The organism is Sphingobium cupriresistens LL01, assembly GCF_001046645.1.
Taxonomy (GTDB): Bacteria; Pseudomonadota; Alphaproteobacteria; order Sphingomonadales; family Sphingomonadaceae; genus Sphingobium; species Sphingobium cupriresistens.
This window is the reverse complement of sequence record NZ_KQ130434.1, coordinates 1,304,310-1,321,723: the sequence shown is the minus strand read 5'-3', so window position 1 is coordinate 1,321,723 and position 17,414 is coordinate 1,304,310. Positions and strand designations below refer to the sequence as shown.

At 64.4% G+C, this 17,414-nt stretch carries 17 protein-coding genes and 1 tRNA gene; 6 read left to right on the top strand and 12 right to left on the bottom strand.

Translation table 11 applies throughout. The features are described 5' to 3' along the window. Positions 1 to 151: 151 nt before the first annotated feature. Positions 152 to 2,065: an excinuclease ABC subunit UvrC gene (uvrC, locus tag V473_RS06370; protein WP_066601657.1), complete on the bottom strand. Its 1,914-nt coding sequence runs from the start codon at positions 2,063 to 2,065 to the stop codon at positions 152 to 154. 141 nt (positions 2,066 to 2,206) lie between these two features. Between uvrC and V473_RS06365 the strand changes: the two genes are divergently transcribed. Then, a complete protein-coding gene (locus V473_RS06365) occupies positions 2,207 to 3,259 on the top strand; it encodes an NAD(P)-dependent alcohol dehydrogenase (RefSeq protein WP_066601652.1) in 1,053 nt (350 codons plus the stop codon). Between the two features lie 134 nt (positions 3,260 to 3,393). Here V473_RS06365 and V473_RS06360 read toward each other — a convergent pair whose 3' ends face one another. The 5 genes from V473_RS06360 to V473_RS06340 all read right to left on the bottom strand — a co-directional run bounded on the left by V473_RS06360 (position 3,394) and on the right by V473_RS06340 (position 6,021). Continuing rightward, positions 3,394 to 4,005: a F0F1 ATP synthase subunit B family protein gene (locus tag V473_RS06360; protein ID WP_066601649.1), complete on the bottom strand. Its 612-nt coding sequence runs from the start codon at positions 4,003 to 4,005 to the stop codon at positions 3,394 to 3,396. After that, positions 3,998 to 4,492 (bottom strand): F0F1 ATP synthase subunit B family protein, encoded by a 495-nt coding sequence (locus V473_RS06355; protein ID WP_066601646.1) that lies wholly within the window; start codon positions 4,490 to 4,492, stop codon positions 3,998 to 4,000. Before V473_RS06355 ends, V473_RS06360 begins: the two co-directional genes overlap by 8 nt. 90 nt (positions 4,493 to 4,582) lie before the next feature. Beyond that, the gene (locus tag V473_RS06350; RefSeq protein WP_006961951.1) at positions 4,583 to 4,810 is read right to left on the bottom strand and encodes a F0F1 ATP synthase subunit C; all 228 of its coding nucleotides are present in this window, start codon (positions 4,808 to 4,810) and stop codon (positions 4,583 to 4,585) included. A 53-nt stretch (positions 4,811 to 4,863) separates the two neighbouring features. Beyond that, positions 4,864 to 5,649: a F0F1 ATP synthase subunit A gene (locus V473_RS06345; RefSeq protein ID WP_066601643.1), complete on the bottom strand. Its 786-nt coding sequence runs from the start codon at positions 5,647 to 5,649 to the stop codon at positions 4,864 to 4,866. Positions 5,650 to 5,697: 48 nt separating this feature from the next. Then, a complete protein-coding gene (locus tag V473_RS06340; RefSeq protein WP_066601640.1) occupies positions 5,698 to 6,021 on the bottom strand; it encodes an AtpZ/AtpI family protein in 324 nt (107 codons plus the stop codon). 193 nt (positions 6,022 to 6,214) lie between these two features. On the opposite strand from V473_RS06340, the gene V473_RS06335 reads away from it, so the two are divergent. After that, positions 6,215 to 6,520 (top strand): metalloregulator ArsR/SmtB family transcription factor, encoded by a 306-nt coding sequence (locus V473_RS06335; protein WP_066601636.1) that lies wholly within the window; start codon positions 6,215 to 6,217, stop codon positions 6,518 to 6,520. Positions 6,521 to 6,690: 170 nt separating this feature from the next. Here V473_RS06335 and V473_RS24610 read toward each other — a convergent pair whose 3' ends face one another. The 4 genes from V473_RS24610 to V473_RS06320 form a co-directional block, all read right to left on the bottom strand. Further along, the gene (locus V473_RS24610) at positions 6,691 to 6,978 is read right to left on the bottom strand and encodes a DUF6881 domain-containing protein (protein WP_082678993.1); all 288 of its coding nucleotides are present in this window, start codon (positions 6,976 to 6,978) and stop codon (positions 6,691 to 6,693) included. 506 nt (positions 6,979 to 7,484) lie between these two features. Then, on the bottom strand, positions 7,485 to 7,886 hold the full coding sequence (locus V473_RS06330) for a YdbL family probable chaperone protein (RefSeq protein WP_066601634.1): 402 nt from the start codon (positions 7,884 to 7,886) through the stop codon (positions 7,485 to 7,487). Continuing rightward, a complete protein-coding gene (locus V473_RS06325; protein ID WP_066601632.1) occupies positions 7,883 to 8,071 on the bottom strand; it encodes a YnbE family lipoprotein in 189 nt (62 codons plus the stop codon). Before V473_RS06325 ends, V473_RS06330 begins: the two co-directional genes overlap by 4 nt. Continuing rightward, the gene (locus V473_RS06320; RefSeq protein WP_066601629.1) at positions 8,068 to 11,298 is read right to left on the bottom strand and encodes an intermembrane phospholipid transport protein YdbH family protein; all 3,231 of its coding nucleotides are present in this window, start codon (positions 11,296 to 11,298) and stop codon (positions 8,068 to 8,070) included. The genes V473_RS06325 and V473_RS06320 overlap by 4 nt, the downstream gene beginning before the upstream one ends. A gap of 134 nt (positions 11,299 to 11,432) precedes the next feature. On the opposite strand from V473_RS06320, the gene radC reads away from it, so the two are divergent. Continuing rightward, entirely contained in the window at positions 11,433 to 12,128 is a 696-nt protein-coding gene (radC, locus tag V473_RS06315) for a RadC family protein (RefSeq protein WP_066605205.1), read from the top strand. 212 nt (positions 12,129 to 12,340) lie between these two features. On the opposite strand, the gene V473_RS06310 is transcribed toward radC, so the two are convergent. After that, positions 12,341 to 13,771 carry a DEAD/DEAH box helicase gene (locus V473_RS06310; protein ID WP_066601627.1) on the bottom strand — a complete coding sequence of 477 codons (1,431 nt, stop codon included), beginning with the start codon at positions 13,769 to 13,771 and terminating at the stop codon, positions 12,341 to 12,343. A 125-nt stretch (positions 13,772 to 13,896) separates the two neighbouring features. Further along, positions 13,897 to 14,331 carry a hypothetical protein gene (locus V473_RS06305; RefSeq protein WP_066601624.1) on the bottom strand — a complete coding sequence of 145 codons (435 nt, stop codon included), beginning with the start codon at positions 14,329 to 14,331 and terminating at the stop codon, positions 13,897 to 13,899. A gap of 78 nt (positions 14,332 to 14,409) precedes the next feature. On the opposite strand from V473_RS06305, the gene V473_RS06300 reads away from it, so the two are divergent. The 3 genes from V473_RS06300 to V473_RS06290 all read left to right on the top strand — a co-directional run bounded on the left by V473_RS06300 (position 14,410) and on the right by V473_RS06290 (position 17,238). Then, positions 14,410 to 15,849 (top strand): FAD-binding oxidoreductase, encoded by a 1,440-nt coding sequence (locus V473_RS06300; protein ID WP_066601622.1) that lies wholly within the window; start codon positions 14,410 to 14,412, stop codon positions 15,847 to 15,849. Between the two features lie 135 nt (positions 15,850 to 15,984). Continuing rightward, positions 15,985 to 16,785, top strand: coding sequence for a SapC family protein (locus tag V473_RS06295; protein ID WP_066601620.1), 801 nt, complete (start codon positions 15,985 to 15,987; stop codon positions 16,783 to 16,785). A 378-nt stretch (positions 16,786 to 17,163) separates the two neighbouring features. Further along, a tRNA-Glu gene (locus tag V473_RS06290) sits at positions 17,164 to 17,238 on the top strand. The last annotated feature ends 176 nt before the right edge of the window (positions 17,239 to 17,414 follow it).

The window sequence follows — 17,414 nt, the reverse complement described above, 5'->3', positions numbered from 1 at the left end:
TCAGAGAAAATCCTACATTGGTGGAAGGGGTGTTTGGGTGCACATGGGGCAGGCAGCGGGATGCCGGGTCAGGCCCGCATGAAAGGAGCGGCGTTACTGCAAACGACCATTTGCTCCCGCTAATCTTAGCCCTCTCCCGCTTTTCGCCCCATCATCCATGAAAATAATCATAGACCTGTTGCGCGACCGCCTTCGACACGCCGGGCGCTCTCGCCAAATCGTCCAGCGCGGCGTCGCGGACCGCGCGGGCGGTGCCGAAATGCATCAGCAGGGCCTTCTTGCGCGCGGGACCGATGCCGGGCACTTCGTCCAGCGACGACACGGTGATCGCTTTGCTGCGCTTGGCGCGATGCGCGCCGATGGCGAAGCGATGCGCTTCATCGCGAAGCCTTTGCAGGTAGAAGAGGACGGGATGGTTGACGGGGAAATTGATTTCGCGCCCGTCGAGCATGTGGAAGATTTCGCGCCCGTCGCGGCCATGATGCGGCCCCTTGGCGACGCCGATCATGGTGACATCCTCTATGCCCATTTCCTCCAGCATCGCGCGGGCGGCCGATAGCTGCCCCTTGCCGCCGTCGATCAGCACGAGGTCGGGCCATTCGCCGCTGTCGCGATCCGGGTCTTCCTTTTGCGCGCGCCCGAAGCGTCGTTCGAACATGTCGCGCATCATCGCGAAATCGTCGTTCGAGATGTCGGGATTCTTCATGTTGAACTTGCGATAGGCGTTTTTGCGGAATCCTTCCGGCCCCGCGACGACCATCGCCCCAAGAGCGTGAGCGCCCTGAATGTGGCTGTTGTCGTAAATCTCGATCCGGTCTGGCACGCCCTCCAGCCCGAAGGCTTCGACCAGTTCGTCGAGGATCTTGCCCTGGCTGGTGGTTTCCGCCAGCCGCCGGTCCAGCGCCTCGACCGCGTTGCGTTGCGCCTGTTTGATGAGGCGGGTGCGGTCGCCGCGCTGGGGCACTTCGATGCGGACCTTGCCCCCGGCCCGTTCGCTCAATGCCAGCGCCATCAATTCGCATTCGGCGGGCTGGCGATCGGCCAGGATCAGGCGGGGCGGCGGCACCTCCTCGTAAAATTGCGCCATGAAGCTTTCCAGCACCTCATCCTCCGCCACGTCGGTCGTGTGGACGGGGAAGAAGCTGCGATGGCCCCAATTCTGGCCGCCTCGGATGAAGAAAGCCTGGATGCACATCGCCCCGCCCTTTGCCGCCAGCGCGAAGATGTCGGCATCGCCCAGCCCTTCGGCATTGATCGCCTGCGACCCTTGAATGAAGGTCAGCGCCTTCAGCCGGTCGCGGATGACCGCCGCCTGCTCGAAATCCAACGATTCCGCCGCCTGCTCCATCGCGACGCCCAGCTTCTTTTGCACCGCGGTCGATTTGCCGCCCAGGAAATCCTGCGCGTCATTGACCAGTTCGGCATAGCCTGCCGCGTCGATCCGGTCGACGCAGGGGGCCGAGCAGCGCTTGATTTGATAGAGGAGGCAGGGGCGCGAGCGGTTGGCGAAAAAGCTGTCGGTGCAGGAGCGGAGCAGGAACAGCTTTTGCAGCGCGTTGATGGTGCGCGTGACCGACCCGGCGCTGGCGAAGGGGCCATAATAGCGCCCCTTATATTTGCGCGCGCCGCGATGCTTCTGCACGCGAGGGAAGGCATGATCCTCCCGCAGCAGGATGAAAGGGAAGCTTTTGTCGTCGCGCAGCAGTACATTGTAGGGCGGGCGGTAGCGCTTGATCAATTGCGCTTCCAGCAGCAGCGCTTCGGCTTCGCTGTTGGTGGTGACGATGGTCATGCTGCGGGTCTGGGCCACCATGCGCTGGAGCCGGCGCGGCAGGCGATCGACCTGGGTGTAATTGGCGACGCGATTCTTGAGCGCCCGCGCCTTCCCCACATAGAGTATGTCGCCGCGCGCATCGTGCATCCGGTAAACGCCGGGACGGATCGGCAGCGTCTTGAGCGTGGTGCGGATCGCCTCCACGCCCATGTCGATATCCGGCTGGCTGCCGGTGACGGTGAAGCTTGCCTTGTCTTCGCTGAAGCGATCGGGGGATTGCGGGCCGGACATGGGGGCAGAGATAGCGTGCGCGGCTTCTTTGGCAATGGCCGGGGTTGATGCGCCGCGTCCAGCGCCTATCTATACCGTACCGTACAAAAAGATGCGGCCATTCCCCCCATCAACAATCATCAGCATCAGAGGGACCACCCAATGAGCGTAAAAGCCTATGGCGCTTATGCGGCCGACAAGCCGTTGGAAGCCATCACCATCGAGCGCCGCCCAGTCGGCGCCCATGACGTCCAGATCGCCATCGCCTATTGCGGCGTGTGCCATTCCGACCTGCACCAGGTCCGGTCCGAATGGGACGGCACGCTGTATCCCTGCGTTCCCGGCCATGAAATCGTCGGCCATGTGACCGCCGTCGGCGACCATGTCGCCAAGTTCAAGGTCGGCGACACGGTCGGCGTTGGGTGCATGGTCGATAGTTGCCAGTCCTGCGCGTCATGCGACGAAGGGCTGGAGCAATATTGCGAGACGGGTTTCGTAGGCACCTATAATGGCGCGACTGACGATGCGCCGGGCTATACGCTGGGCGGCTATTCGCAGAGCATCGTCGTGAAGGATGATTTCGTCCTGAAGATCAGTCATGCGGAGGACCAGTTGGCGGCCGTTGCGCCGCTGCTGTGCGCAGGCATCACCACCTGGTCGCCGCTGCGCCATTGGAAGGTCGGGCCGGGCATGAAGGTGGGCATCGTCGGCATCGGCGGGCTGGGCCATATGGGCGTAAAGCTGGCGCACGCGCTGGGCGCGCATGTCGTCGCTTTCACTACGTCGGAGGCCAAACGGCAGGACGCGCTGGCGCTGGGCGCGGACGAGGTGATCGTGTCGCGCGATGCGGACGAGATGGCGGCGCACGCGGGCAGCTTCGACTTCATCCTGAACACGGTCGCGGCCAGCCATGACCTGGATGCGTTCACCGCGCTGTTGAAGCGGGACGGCACGCTGACGCTGGTGGGTGTTCCCGAACATGCCCACCCGTCGCCCAATGTCGGTGCGCTGATTTTCAAGCGGCGGGCGATCGCCGGGTCGCTGATCGGCGGCATCGCCGAAACGCAGGAGATGCTGGATTTCTGCGCGGAGAAGGGCATTACGTCCGAGATCGAGATGATCGCGATCCACGATATCGAGACAGCCTATGCGCGGATGCAGAAAAGCGACGTCAAATATCGCTTCGTGATCGACAGCGCCACGCTGGCGGCGTGAGGCAGGGCCGGCGGCTTCGGCCGCCCGCCTGAAAGATGAGGACGCTCAAATCGAACCCTCTTCTTCCGTTCTCTTCAGGCGTGTCGAGAAGCGCTTAACGCTGTGCCCGCGTTTTTCGACTATGCTCGAACCGATCAGTTGATGGTGCCGAGCCCGCCAATGGCGCTATCGACCAGCGCCTTGTCGGCCTTGGCGTCATGGCCCTGGGCGATCAGCACCGCGGCGGCGGCGGTGGCCGCGTTCACGGCCTTCGCCCGGATGCCGGCGACGGCGGCGCGTTCGGCGGCGCCGATCTTGTCTTCCGCCATCTTCTGACGACGGGCGACGAGATCCTCCGCGCTGACCTTGGCATCCGCGATCAGCCCTTCGGCTTCATGCTCCGCCGCCCTGCGCATGGCGTCGGCCTCACCGGCCGCCGCGGCCAGCTTGGCTTCATATTCACCCTTGAGCGCTTCGGCTTCGGCGCGCAGGCGCGAAGCTTCGGCCAGTTGCTCCTTGATCTGGGCGATCCTGCCGTCCAGCGCGCCGCCGATCAGGGCAGGCACTTTCTTGATCAGCAGGATGACGATGAAGGCCGCCATCGCCAGGCTGACCCAGGCGGTTGCGTCCATGCCGACCGCCTGCGGATCGGTATGGGGCACGACGCCTTCATGCGCGACAGTGCCGACAGGCTCCATGCCTTCGCTGTGGATCGCCTCGTTCAAGTGCGGAACCTCCGATGCGCTATGGGATGCTGCCTCAGCCATGGGCCAGTGCCGCCTTTACTGCATTGCGGGCGGCATCGTCCGACGCTTCCACGCCGGAGATGCGGGCCACCATGTCGCGCGCCGCATCGGCGGCGACGGTTTCGATTTCTGCCATCGCGGCTTCGCTGGCGCCCTTGATACGGGCTTCGGCGGCGGCGATCTTGTCTGCGACCACCGCATCGGCGGCGGCCAGCTTCACTTCGGTCGCCTTGGCGGCGTCGCTCTTGGCTTTGGCCAGAGTCGCCTGGGCGGCCGCGCGGTTGCCGGCGTCACGGACGCGATAGTCCGCTTCCGCTTCATCAGCGCGGGCGAAGGCGGCCTTCGCCGCGTCCAGATCGCCACTGATCTTTGCGTCGCGCGCGTCCGCCGTGCCCTGCACCTTGGGCACCATGCCAAGGCCGATGACGAAGAAGACGAGGCCGAAGGTCAGCAGCAACCAGAAAATCTGGCTGGAGTAGGTATCGGCGATTTGCGCGATTTGAGGCATTGTACGGTCCGTCCGGTCAGAGGGCGGTCAAATAGGGGGAGCGGGCAGGCCATGGCGTGAAGCCGCCCTGCCCGCTCCGAATGTCGTGTGTTAGGCCACGAACACCAGGATCATGGCGATAACGAACGCCAGCAGACCCAGAAGTTCCGCCGCGGCGAAACCGATGAACAGGCGACCCTGCTGGCCATCAGCAGCGCCCGGATTGCGCAGCGCGCCTTCGAGGAACGCGCTGAACACGTTGCCCACACCGAGGGCGGCGATGCCCGCACCGATCGCGGCCAGGCCAGCACCGAGCAGCTTTGCGGCTTCTGCGTCCATGGTATAAACTCCTTCTTTAGAATAATGATAATGTTGACGAAATTACAGAAATCTTAGTGCAGGTTCTCGGCATCGTTCAGATAGACCGAGGTCAGCAGCGCGAACACATAGGCCTGGATGACCGCGACCAGCATTTCCAGCGCGCTGATGCCGATCATCAGGACGAAGCTGGCGCTGCCCACGGTCAGGCCGTAGCCGATGCCCGCGTTCGAACTGTTGATGACGAAGCCGGCCAGAACCTTGAGCAGGACGTGCCCGGCGGTCATCGCCACGAACAGTCGCAGGCCCAGGCTGAACGGACGCACCATGAACGAGATCAGCTCGATCGGGAAAATGACCGGGATCATCGCCAGGGGCGTGCCGTGCGGCACGAACAGCGAGAAGAAGTGCAGACCATGCTTCCAGAAGCCGACGATCAGCACGATCGAGAAGCTCATGATCGCGAGCACGCCGGTCGCGGTGAAGTGGCTGGTGAAGGTGAAGGGGTGCATCCCGACCAGACCCAGCGGCAGCAGGCCCAGCAGGTTCGCCAGCAGGATGAACATGAACAGCGAGAAGACGTATGGAATATATTTCTTGCCGCCTTCACCCACGTTGGAGATCAGCAGGTTCTTGATGAAGCCGGTCATATATTCGACCGCCATCTGCCAGCGACCGGGGACCAGTTCGCGCTTCATGCCGCCGATCACGAAGACCCACAGCACCACAGCGGCGAGCACCATATAGAGCGCGCTGTTGGTGAAGGCGATGTTGAAGCCGCCCACCGACCAATGATCCGTACCGAACAGGGGTTCGATAGCGAATTGGTGCATCGGATCGATCTTGCCGGATTCTGCCACGTTGACCCCTGTAACGCCTAATGTCTTCGGACTTGGAGCGAAGCTGCCTTATTGTTCGGGCGGCTTCGTCGTCGTCAATCTGATGATGTTCCTGAACGCCGCCACGATCCCAAGACCGAGGAAGACGAGCAGAAGCCAGGGTGTCGTGCCAAGCAGCCGGTCGAGAACCCAGCCGATCAACGCACCACCGACAAGACCGCCGATCAGTTCCGCCAGAACCCTGTTGCCCAACCGCGAACCATCGTCCGCCGCCTGCACCGTGGCTCCTTGCCTGACCTTTTCGACCTGCTCGGCCTGCGAGATCCGCTCCTCAAGGGAAGCGATCCGCGAGTCCTCGCCCGCCGGGTCCTGTCCGGGTGTATCCGCAGCCATGCATCGTCTCCATCAGGCATTGTCAGCCCGTGGCGTTCGGCATGGCGCTTGCGGCTGCACCCGTCAAGGCGAGGCCCCTCTAGAAAGGGTTGGCAAGAGTGTCAACCCCGCGCAAAAGCCGGGAAATCAGCCTTTCGGACTATGACGGGCGATAGCCTTGCATTTAGTCATTTTCCTATTTAGCTAAATAAGAATGGACAAGATCTTCAAGGCCCTGGCGTCCGAACCGCGCCGCCGCATCCTGGAATATCTGGCGGTCGAGCCGATGACCGTGGGCGAGATCGCCGACAATTTCGAGATGGCGATGCCGTCCATTTCGCGGCATTTGGCGGTGCTGAAAGAGGCCGGCGTCGTGCGCGAACAGAAGCGCGGGCAATATGTGCTCTACACGCTGGTGGGCGAGGCGCTGACGGGGCAGTTGTATGATTTTTTGGCGCCCTTTTGCGCGCAGGCGCGCGGGATTGTGGAGGCGAGGCCGCGGCGGCGTGGGCGGGATTGAGGAGCGGATTGGGGATATTTGCCTCCCGTCATGCTGGGCTTGACCCAGCATCCCGCTTTTCGAGCGGCCCAAGAAGAAGCGGGATCCCGGCTCAAGGCCGGGATGACGTTGGGAGGATAAAAGGGTTGGGTTGGAAACAGACAGTCGGCCTTTTAGATTGATGGCACGGACTAGTGGACGCTATTTTTCCAGCATCGTTCGAAATCGTCGGCAGAGATTTCCATTGGTTCAAACTCCGGGTTGGACGCGATTTCGGCCAACGTAGGCAACGCCCCCACTCCGAGTTGCGTCCCTCCCGCCTCTCTATCCTGAGAAGCGTAACCGATACGCCCGTCATGCCAGATTTCGATTTTACGCACCTCTTCTCGGTTAGAATTAAGCTCGCTCCAAAGGTCCACCGGCTCATCCTGTGATGAGTGAAGCCAACGAACCCTTATATAATCGTATTTTGCTATCATGGGTATCTGATGCCTTGATCCAGCAGGCGACCGATTTTGGAGGCCCGTAACGATATAGGCGTTCGACCCACTCCATCGAAGTCCATCGCTCGGGCAATTCCCCAGCCGGGAGGGATGTCGTTCCCAGCGGCAATTTGACGATCAAGCTCAACAAACCAATCGCGCCATCGGGTTTTCAGAGCAGCGTTCCATCCCTGTGAATGCTCATCTTCCGTGGCTGGCTTGCAAAGATCATCGATTATGCGCTCGATCAGCGCCTTTAGGTCAGCGGTGTCTTCTTTCGCTCTCCAAGGCCACATGCACATTCCGTTTCATACTAAGCTAACTTATCGAGTTAATAACTACGGGTGAGAATGTCCGCAATTGGGAACCCATGGCGATTGGTTCTGCGTCCATTTCTGGTCGTTTCCGGTAGCTCCTACCCTGACAGATGAGGATTTGGGCCAACAAAAAGGCGCGGTGACCATCGCCACCGCGCCTTTTCTTCATTCTCTAACCCGCTGCAATCAACCAGCCGTCGCGCAATAGCCGGGCAGCGCGATCGCGCCTGCGCCCTTGGTTTGCCAGGCGCCGGCGCCGATGCGATAGGCCTGGCCCTGCTTCACCCGGCTGCTGAGCGTCTGGCAACCGGTGGCGGCCGCGACGTCCTGCACCGTGACGCCGCGCTGGCCCGCGAGCTGCGTGTACGCGGCGCGGCGCTTGATGTTGATCGATTCGACTTCGGCGCGCACGTCCGCGCCGACCGTCCCGGCGATGCCGAGATAGCCGTCCGCCTGCTCGCCCACCGTGCCGGCCGCCATCGCGGCGGCGACGGGGCCTGACTGGGCGCGCGCGGGCGCGGTCATGACGAAGCCGCTGGCCAGCGCAACCACAGCGCCGGCGGCGAACATGAGCATCTTGCGTGTCATTGCGGGAACAACTCCGGGTTATTCTGGATAAGATCCTGCGCGTCGCGTTGCAGCTTGACGACGACCTCCTGCTGCACCTTGACGTTCAGGTTGATTTCGATCGGCTTGTCGGGCGCCTTCACCTGAATGCAGCCCCCCAGCGCGGAAGCGGTCAAAGCCGCTGTCATGATTGCCTGTATCTTCATTTCTGCTCCCCGTTTGGCACAGTTTCGCTTTCCGCAGGCTGAACCGCAAGGCCGTTGTTGCTGTTCGCCTTCATCTTCTGCTGCACCTTGTCGCCGATGCTGTTCTGAATGAGCTGCGACGGGTCGATGAAGGATTGGGCGGTGCCGAGCAAGCCGCGGAAGGGTGCCGACACGCGAACGTTGAAGATGAAGGGCAGGCCGATGAAGCTGCGGCTGATGCCCGACGGCGCATCGCCCAACTTGCCGCGGTTGACGCCATTGAACACAACGTTGGTGACCATTTCCCCATCCAGCGCGCCGTCCATCAGGATGGTCAGGCATTTATATTGCAGATCCTTGAGCGCGTCGAAGGCCATCTTGCCCATCACGCCGAGTTGCTCGTTCGATACCGGGCCGACATAGGACAGCACGCCGGACTGGCGCGTGGGGTCGCAGGGTATGGTCGGCAGCACGCCTTCGGGCATGATGAGCGGCGGCATCCCCTGTTGCCGGGCGACCAGCACACCGCCGGCGACACGACCGCCCTGCGCATTGAAGATCAGCGGCATGATGCCGTCGAACGTGCCGGTGGCGGAGATATTGTCCAGTTCCATCGCCTGAATGAACGCGCCCGCATCCAGCCCGACGACGCGGAAGGTCAGATAGCGGTCGACATCGGCGCTGAAATCCATGGTGGTGGGCAGCAGGGAAAGTTCGCCGCCGGAGAAGGGCCAGCCGCCGCCCTCTATCCGCACCTTCTGCCCGGCCTCCAGCCGATAGCGCACGACGCCGTCGCGTACTTCGACGCCCGGATTGACCGACTTGATCCGCACTTCCTGCCCCGGCGCGGTGACCATGCCGATCAGGTCGGTGAAGCGGATTTCGCCCGACAGCCCCTGCACCGGGCCAAAGGCGGCGGCGAGATTGGCATTGTCGGTGCGGAAGGTGCCGGTCGATGTCACGGCCGACCCGGTCCAGTCGATACGCCCCTGCCCCGCCACGGTCGCGTTCACATTGGCGACGACGCCGAGCGCGAGTGGGGTCACATCCTCTGGCTGTAAGCCGGGACCGAAGACAAGGTTGGAGACGATCAGGTCGGCATGGCCCTTCCCGCTCGACAGGTCGTGCGCGATATCGGCGCGGGCGACTGTCGCGTCATTGCGCGGCGCATGGAGCGTGCCGTTGGCGGCGATGCGGCCGTCCTTGAGGCTGAGCGTGAAGTCGGGGACCGAGAGCGGGGTGAAGCGCGCAGGCGCCTGCGAATCGCGCACGGTCATGGCGGCGCTGAAAGCCAGCACGCCCTTGGCAAAACTCCAGTCGCCCGCGCCCTGCTCGATGATCAGCGGCACGCTGCCGATCTGGCCGCCCGCACCCGTCACCTTGCCGCCGAAACCGTCTTTGGTCAGCGCGCCGTCCAGAGCCGCGGCGGACAGGCGCACCGGCGCGTCCTGCGGTCCGATCGTGAGGGCCGGATTGGCGAGCGCGAATCCGGTGCGGCCCAGCACGACCCGCGCCTGATCGGCGGTCAGGCGCATCGGGCTGTCGCCGCTGCGGCCGTCCAAGTCGAGGTTGCGGATTTCCGCGCCGCCACTGGCGCCGCCCGACCCAGTCGCGAACATCGCGCCGCCGCCGACCGGACAAAGAGTCTGGCGGGTCTGGCCCAGCGCGAAATTGCCGTAACGCGCCTCGACCAGCGAAACGGGAACGCAAGCGGAGTTGACGGTCAGCGCGCCATTGGCGGCCATGCGCCCTTCGACCGGCAGGCTGAGGCCCCGCACGCGGCCGTCGGGCAGGGGGCCGTCGAGCCGGACCGCGGTGGAAAAGCGGGTCGCGCCACTGGCGTCTGCGGTGAAGCGCACCCGGTCGAGCGCCAGGCGCGCGTCGCCCGCTGCATAGGGATCGACGAACAATTCGCCGCCGAACCCGCCGCCCGGTCGCCGCTTCAGGCGCAGCGCACCCCTGGGCAGGCCGCCACCATCCGTGGTCAGCGCGCCGTCCAGCGCCCAGTCGAGGCCGCCGACCTTGCCCGGCCAGGCCAGTGTCGCCAATGCGCCCGGCGCGAGGCCGACGCGCGCGCCGCTGCGCGCGTCGAGGCCCGCATCAGTGATGACGACGCTGCCGCTGCCCTGTTTCTGCACCAAAGCGAAGCGGGTGTGAACGCGGTTGGCCGCGCCCGCCCGTTCGACCGCATCGGCCAGGCGCGCGGCGAGCGGCCCCACCGGCGTTCCGGCCGCAGCAGTGCGGACACCGGCCAGCGGGTCACGTCCGGTCAGGTGGATATCCTGCCCCGACAGCGCGCCTTTCAGGCTCGTCCCCTCCGCGCCGACCACCCAGTCGCCGGTCAGGCGCGCGTCGCGCAGCAAGGCGCCGCGTCCCGTCACCGCCTTTGCGCCCAAGCGCACTTTGCCGCCGGTGCGCACAGCCGTGCCGTCGAAATCGATGCGGCCATCGGGCGACGCCAGCACCAGGCCATTGCCCCTGAAGGCCTCGCCCGACAGGTCGACATGGCCGCTCCAGCGGTCGAGCGCCTGCCCAAGGCTGAGGTCGATGGCCGCGACGGGCCGGGCGATCGCCGCGCCTGCGTCGCGGCAGGCGACGGCGTCGGCGCGGATCGGACCAGACAGATGCGGCTGGCCCTGCCGCATCGCGACATCGAGCATGGCCGTCGCCTGCGTCAGGCCGCAGCCCGCCAGCGACGCGCGGGGCATCGCCGCGGCCAGCTTGCCGCGGAAGCCCGACTGGAGATTGCCGTTGCCGTCAATCTGCATACCTACGCGCCCAGCGTCGGTATCCAGCGTCAGTCGCGCGTCGGCGAGCGCCACGATGATGTCGGGCAGGCTGAACGGCGCAGTCGAATCGGGGTCGCGGAACTTGTCGAGTTCGCCCAGACGCAGGACGCCATCATGCAGGGAGCCGCGCATCCGCACGCCACCTGCCCGCACCGCCGCGACCTGCGGCGTCAGGCCGACAAAGGCGACGTCGACCTCCACCCAGCGCGCCGTCAGATCCGGCTTGGCCGGATTGCCCAGCACGATATTTTCGATCCGCTGGGTGCGCAGGCCCACATCGACCAGGTCATAATTGGCCTGCACCCCGCGCCGGTTGAGTTCCCGGCTGACGAAATTCTCCGCAATCGGGGCGCGCTGCGTCCACAGCGCCGCCAGCACCAGCGCCAGCGACCCGGTGCCAACGCCCAGCCAGCGCAGCCATGCCCGGCGAACCGTCTCTTCGCCGTCCTGTTCTTCCATGCTTATGGCCAACCCCGGCTTGCTGCGACACTGATGGTCCGTAACGGGACCATAACGTCTGTCACCTTCTAAATATCCTTGCCCCGCGATTCCGCAACGCATAGCGTCACAAAGCCGGTAAAGGGGGCGAATTGTTGTCGGAACAGGATGGAAAAGCCCCGCATGACGGCGCCGGCCATCGCGCGCGGTTGCGGAGCAAGCTGGCGGAGAGCGGCGGCGATGGCCTGCACGACCATGAACTGATCGAATATCTCCTCGCCCTGGCGATTCCGCGGCGCGACACCAAACCGCTGGCCAAGGCGTTGTTGCGCGAATTTGGCGGCATCGGCGGCCTGATGAGCGCCGACTGGCAGGCGATCGCGCGGTTGCCAGGCATGGGCGATACCAGCATCGCGGCGATCAAGATCGTGCAGGCGACGATGCTGCGGGCGCTGCGCAACGAGGTGGCGGCGCGGCCGGTGCTGGCCAGTTGGCAGGCGCTGCTCGACTATCTGCGCGCGGACATGGCGCATCTGAGCGTGGAACGGGTGCGCGTATTGCACCTGAACAGCCGCAACATGCTGATCCGGGACGATCATATGGGCGACGGATCGATCGATCAGGCGGCGATCTATGTGCGCGAGGTCATCAAGCGGGCGATGGAATTGGGGTCGGCGGCGCTGATCCTGGTGCATAACCACCCGTCGGGTGATCCGTCGCCCAGCCGGCAGGATATCGACATCACGCGGCAGATCGTGGAGGCGGGCAAGCGGCTGGGCATCAGCGTGCATGACCATATCATCATGGCGGCGAGCGGTCATGCCAGTTTGCGGGCGCAGGGGCTGTTGTGATTATGGCTGGCGGCGAATGCGCGTGGATGGGGTGGGTCGCGTCCGCTTCGACCGGCAACTCGCTGCCCGCGACCTCTCAATTATCGCCTGATCCTGGGGATTTCCCGATTTTGCTGCGGAAGGCACACATCCGCGAAGCCTATGGCGTCGCCGTGTAGCACCTCCATCCGCAGCCTTTATCCATCATCCCAGCCGTCGCCGGGATGACGCGCCTATTGGGTGAAGCCGAAGTTCAGGAATTCTGGGACCGGGCCGTTCCAGCCATCGTCCGGGCCGTCATCGGCTTGGTCGTTGCGGCGGCGCGGCGGCGCGGCAGATGTGGTGCGATCAGGGCGCGAATCGCGGGAGCGGTCTTCACGCTGACCATTGTCGCGCGGGCGATCCTCACGGGCCTTTTCTTCACGCGGCGTCGGCTGTTCAATCTCCGCGCTAGGCCTTTCCTCGACCGGCGCGGGGCGTGCGCCGCGACCGCGACCGCGCGGCGCGCGGGCGAGTTCGTCCCTGACGGGTTCGGCAGATGCGACGACATCGGCGGCGCCAACGACCTCGATCTTCGTGCCGATCAGCTTCTGGATATTGTCGATCGCCTCGGCGTCCGCTTCGGTGACGAAGGTGTAGGCGACGCCGCTGGCGCCCGCGCGGCCGGTGCGGCCGATGCGGTGGACATAATCGTCCGGGTGCCAGGGCGCGTCATAGTTGAACACATGGCTGACGCCCTTGATGTCCAGTCCGCGCGCCGCGACGTCCGATGCGACCAGGATGTTGACGGTGCCGGCGCGGAAGCGTTCCAGTTCGGCGATGCGCGACCCCTGGTCGATGTCCCCATGGATTTCGCCCGACTTGAAGCCGTCGCGTTGCAGGCTCTTGTTCAAGTCCCGCACCGTGGTCTTGCGGTTGCAGAAGATGACCGCGCTGGTGACGTCCGCTTCCCGCAGCATTTTGGAGAGCGTGTCGCGCTTCTTGCGCGAATCGACCTTCACCAGACGCTGGGTGATGTTGGTCGAGGCGCTGGCGGGGCGCGCGACTTCGATCGACTTGGGATTGGACAGGAATTTGTCGGCCAGCTTCTTGATGACCGGCGGCATCGTCGCGGAGAACAGCAAAGTCTGGCGCTGCGCAGGCAGCTTGGTGCAGATTTCCTCGATATCGGGGATGAAGCCCATGTCGAGCATCCGGTCGGCTTCGTCGATGACCAGTAGCGAACAGCCGTTCAGCATGATCTTGCCGCGACCGAACAGGTCCATCAGGCGACCCGGCGTCGCGATCAGCACGTCAACGCCCTTTTCGAGCGCGGCGAGCTGGTCCCCCATCGACACGCCACCGATCAGCAGCGCCATCGAAAGCTTGTGATATTTGCCGTATTTCTCGAAATTCTCGGCCACCTGCGCGGCGAGTTCGCGCGTCGGCTCCAGGATCAGCGAACGGGGCATCCGCGCACGGCTGCGGCCATGGGCCAGGATGTCGATCATCGGCAGCACGAAGCTGGCGGTCTTTCCCGTCCCCGTTTGGGCGATACCGATAATGTCGCGCATCATCAGGACGGAGGGGATCGCCTGCGCCTGAATGGGGGTGGGCGTGTCGTAACCGGATTCGGTTACGGCCCTGAGCAATTCGTCGGAAAGGCCGAGATCGGCAAAAGTCATTCAATGGTCCGGGAACAGGAGGCTTATCCGTCCTGCGCGGATGCGAGACGGAAATCGGCCGCGCATTGCGGAAATATCGGCCTCTTGTCAAGAAAATCGCGCGGTTGCCGGGCGATGGCGGCGGATCAATCCTCCTCGCCGACCGGGATAAGGCGACGAAAACTGTCGATTGCGCAACTCAGGCCGCTGCGCGCCTGCAATTCGTCGCGGCCCGAACAGAGCGATCCGTCATCGTCCGGTTCGACATAGAAGCCGGAATAGAAACCCACTGAGTCGCATCCCTTGTCCAGCCGCGCCCGATAGCGGTGATTGTCCGCCAGAATGAGGTCCACGCCATTGTCCACGACGATGCTGCCGCCGCGAATCGAGCGCAGCGCGACGCAGCGCGGCCCCTTTTTTTCCTGCCATCGCTCACGCGCATCGGGCGCGATCCGGGCAGGCGCGCGCCCCTTGCGCACCATCGGCACGCGAATGATGACGCGCTGCTGGATGGACAATTGCGCCCATTGGACCGGATCACCGGTCGATGCGGACAGCAGCAGCAATATGGAATGAACCAAGACGGACCCCTTATATGGGAAGCGATGCTATCGGGTGGTGGTTGAACCGTCGATGAATTCCGGGGATAGGTGCGTCCCATGATTGGACAAGATATGATCGATCGATTCATCGCCCTGCTCGGCCCCAAGGGGGTGGTCACCGATCCCGACGAAATCGCCCCCTGGGTCAGCGACTGGCGCGGCCGTTATCATGGCGCGGCGGCCGCGATCCTGGCGCCCGCCTCCACGCAGGAGGTCGCCGCCACCGTCGCGCTGGCCGCGGAACTGGGCGTGGCGCTGGTGCCGCAGGGGGGCAATACGTCGATGGTCGGCGGCGCGACGCCACCGGCGGACGGATCGGCTCTGATCCTGTCGCTGCGGCGAATGAACCACATTCGCAGCCTGTCTCGGCAAGATAATCTGGCGGTGTGCGAGGCGGGCGTAATCCTGAGCGTGTTGCACGACGCGGCCGAGGAACAGGGCCGGCGGTTTCCGCTGAGCCTCGGGGCCAAGGGGTCGGCGACCATCGGCGGACTGGTGTCGACCAATGCGGGCGGCACGCAGGTCTTGCGCCACGGCACGATGCGCGCGCTGGTGGAGGGGATCGAGGCGGTGCTGCCCGACGGCAGCATCTTCGATGGGCTGGATGCACTCAAAAAGGATAATCGCGGCTACGATATCAAACAGTTGTTGATCGGGGCGGAAGGCACGCTGGGCGTCGTCACCGCCGCGGCGCTGCGGCTCGCGCCCGCCATCGCCGCGCGGGCTGTGGGATGGGTCGGGGTCGCCTCGCCCGCCGACGCGCTGGCGCTGCTGCGGCTGACCGAAACCCTGTTGGGCGACAGCGTCGAGGGGTTTGAGGTGATCGCCGACGAGACGCTGGGGTTCGTGCTGGGGCACATCCCCGGCACAAGATCGCCGATCGAGACGCGCACGCCCTGGCATGTGCTGATCGAGGTCGACCATGCCGACCTGTCTGAGCCGGGTCCGTCGGAGCGGTTGGAAGCGGCGCTGGCCGACGCGTTCGAACGGGGCATCGCCGTCGACGCGGCGCTCGCCGCCAACGAGGCGCAGGCCGACGCTTTCTGGCGCATTCGCGAATCATTGTCGGAATCGGAAAAGGCGCAAGGGCCGGCGCTGCAATATGACATCAGCGTGCCGGTGGCGAAGATGCCCGCCTTCATGATCGATGCGGCGGCGGCGGCGGAAGCGCGCTTCCCCGGCACCACGGCTTCCTCCTTCGGCCATCTGGGCGACGGGAACGTCCATTTCCATGTGCGCGCGCCCAAGGGGACGGGCGACGGCCCGGCCTGGATCGCGACCCAGGGCCAGGCGATCAACGGCTTCGTCCATGATGCGGTGGTCGCGGCGGGCGGCTCCATTTCGGCCGAACATGGCATCGGCCAGATGAAGCGCGCGGAACTGGGCCGCCTAGCCAGCCCGGCGCGGATCGGCGCGTTGCGCGCGATCAAGGCGGCGTTCGATCCCAAGGGCCTGTTCAATCCGGGCAAGCTCATTCCGCTGCCCGGCGAAGGCTGACGGCGGCAAGCTGAACACGCGCCGCCGACAAACCGATTGCCACCAACCGGCAAGGCCATTATCGCCCTGCCCCAATATTCAGCCCGCGGCGCGCGCATAAAAGGCGGCCGCAAATTGACAGAATGGACCCGGACCATGGCCAGCGCGCCCGCCAACACCCTGCCCATCTTCTACAATGATCTCCTGCCGCTGAGCAGCGTGGACCATCTTGATTATCGCACCCGCCAGATCGATTCGGCGCCGTTCCTGACGACGCAGCACGCCGTTCCGCTGACGATCGACGAATTCGTCCCGGCCCAGCGCTTCGCCCCGATCATCTTTTCGGCCGGCGCCGATTCCGTGCCGCTGCTGCTGATGGGCCTCAATGAAGGTGTGAACGTCTTTGTCGATGACGAAGGCAAGCTGCGCGGCCCCGCCTATGTTCCGGCCTATGTCCGCCGCTATCCCTGGATGCTGGCCAAGCTGCGTCCCGACAGCGACGACCTCTCGCTCTGCTTCGATCCCACCAGTCCGGCGATCGGCGCGTTCGACGAAGGCCAGTCGCTGTTCGAAGACGGCAAGCCCAGCGAGCAGACTCAGGGCGTGATGAAATTCTGCGAGGATTTCGAACAGGCCGCGGCCCGCACCGGCCAGTTCGTCCGCGACCTGCAGGAACTCGACCTGCTGATGGACGGCGAAGTCGCGATCCAGACCCCGGTCGCCGACCAACCCTTCGTCTACCGCGGTTTCCGCATGATCAACGAGGAAAAGCTGCGCGACCTGCGCGGCGACCAGCTGCGCAAGATCAACCAGAACGGCATGTTGCCCCTGATCCACGCGCACCTCTTCTCGCTCCAACTGATGCGTGAAATCTTCGAGGCGCAGGTGAGCCAGGGCAAGGGCCCGATCGCCATGCCCGCCACCGCGGAGCCGACGCAGGAGCCGGTCGGGGCCTGAACGAGAAATTAACCCGAAAGGGTTTGAAAAATTGATGGAAAGGGCATCGCATCCCCTCTTGTAAGGCGATGCGACCTGCCCTATCTATCAATCATGCGATGCACCTGCCCCCCTTTCGGGTGTATCGTATGGGCGCCTCCCCCTTTGGAGGCGTCTCCTCCCTGAACCTTGGCCACCCCATGCTCTGCATGGGGTGGTTTTTTCTGTGAGGTGACCGGCCATGCTCTGCGTGGAGTGGTTTTTTTGTGGGGTGCCCAGTCATGCTTTGCACGGGGCGGTTTTATAGCGCGGACGGGATGGATGCTCTGCGGTTTCGCTTGACGCCATGGATGCCCCTGCCTAAAGGCCAGCCCCTGCCGACCGCCAAGAGCGGTCCATGGCCCCTTCGTCTAGCGGTTAGGACGCGGCCCTCTCACGGCTGAAACACGGGTTCGATTCCCGTAGGGGTCACCAAATCCTCTCCCAAAGGACCGGCCTATGTCGGAGAACGCCATCAACGCCTTGCGGCGCATGGGCTTCGCGCAGGATCAATGACCGGCCACGGTTTCCGGGCGATGGCGGCATGATCCCGACGATCGCCTGAGTGTTCGTCATTGGACACACAACCCATCCTGCGGAAACCGGCCCTG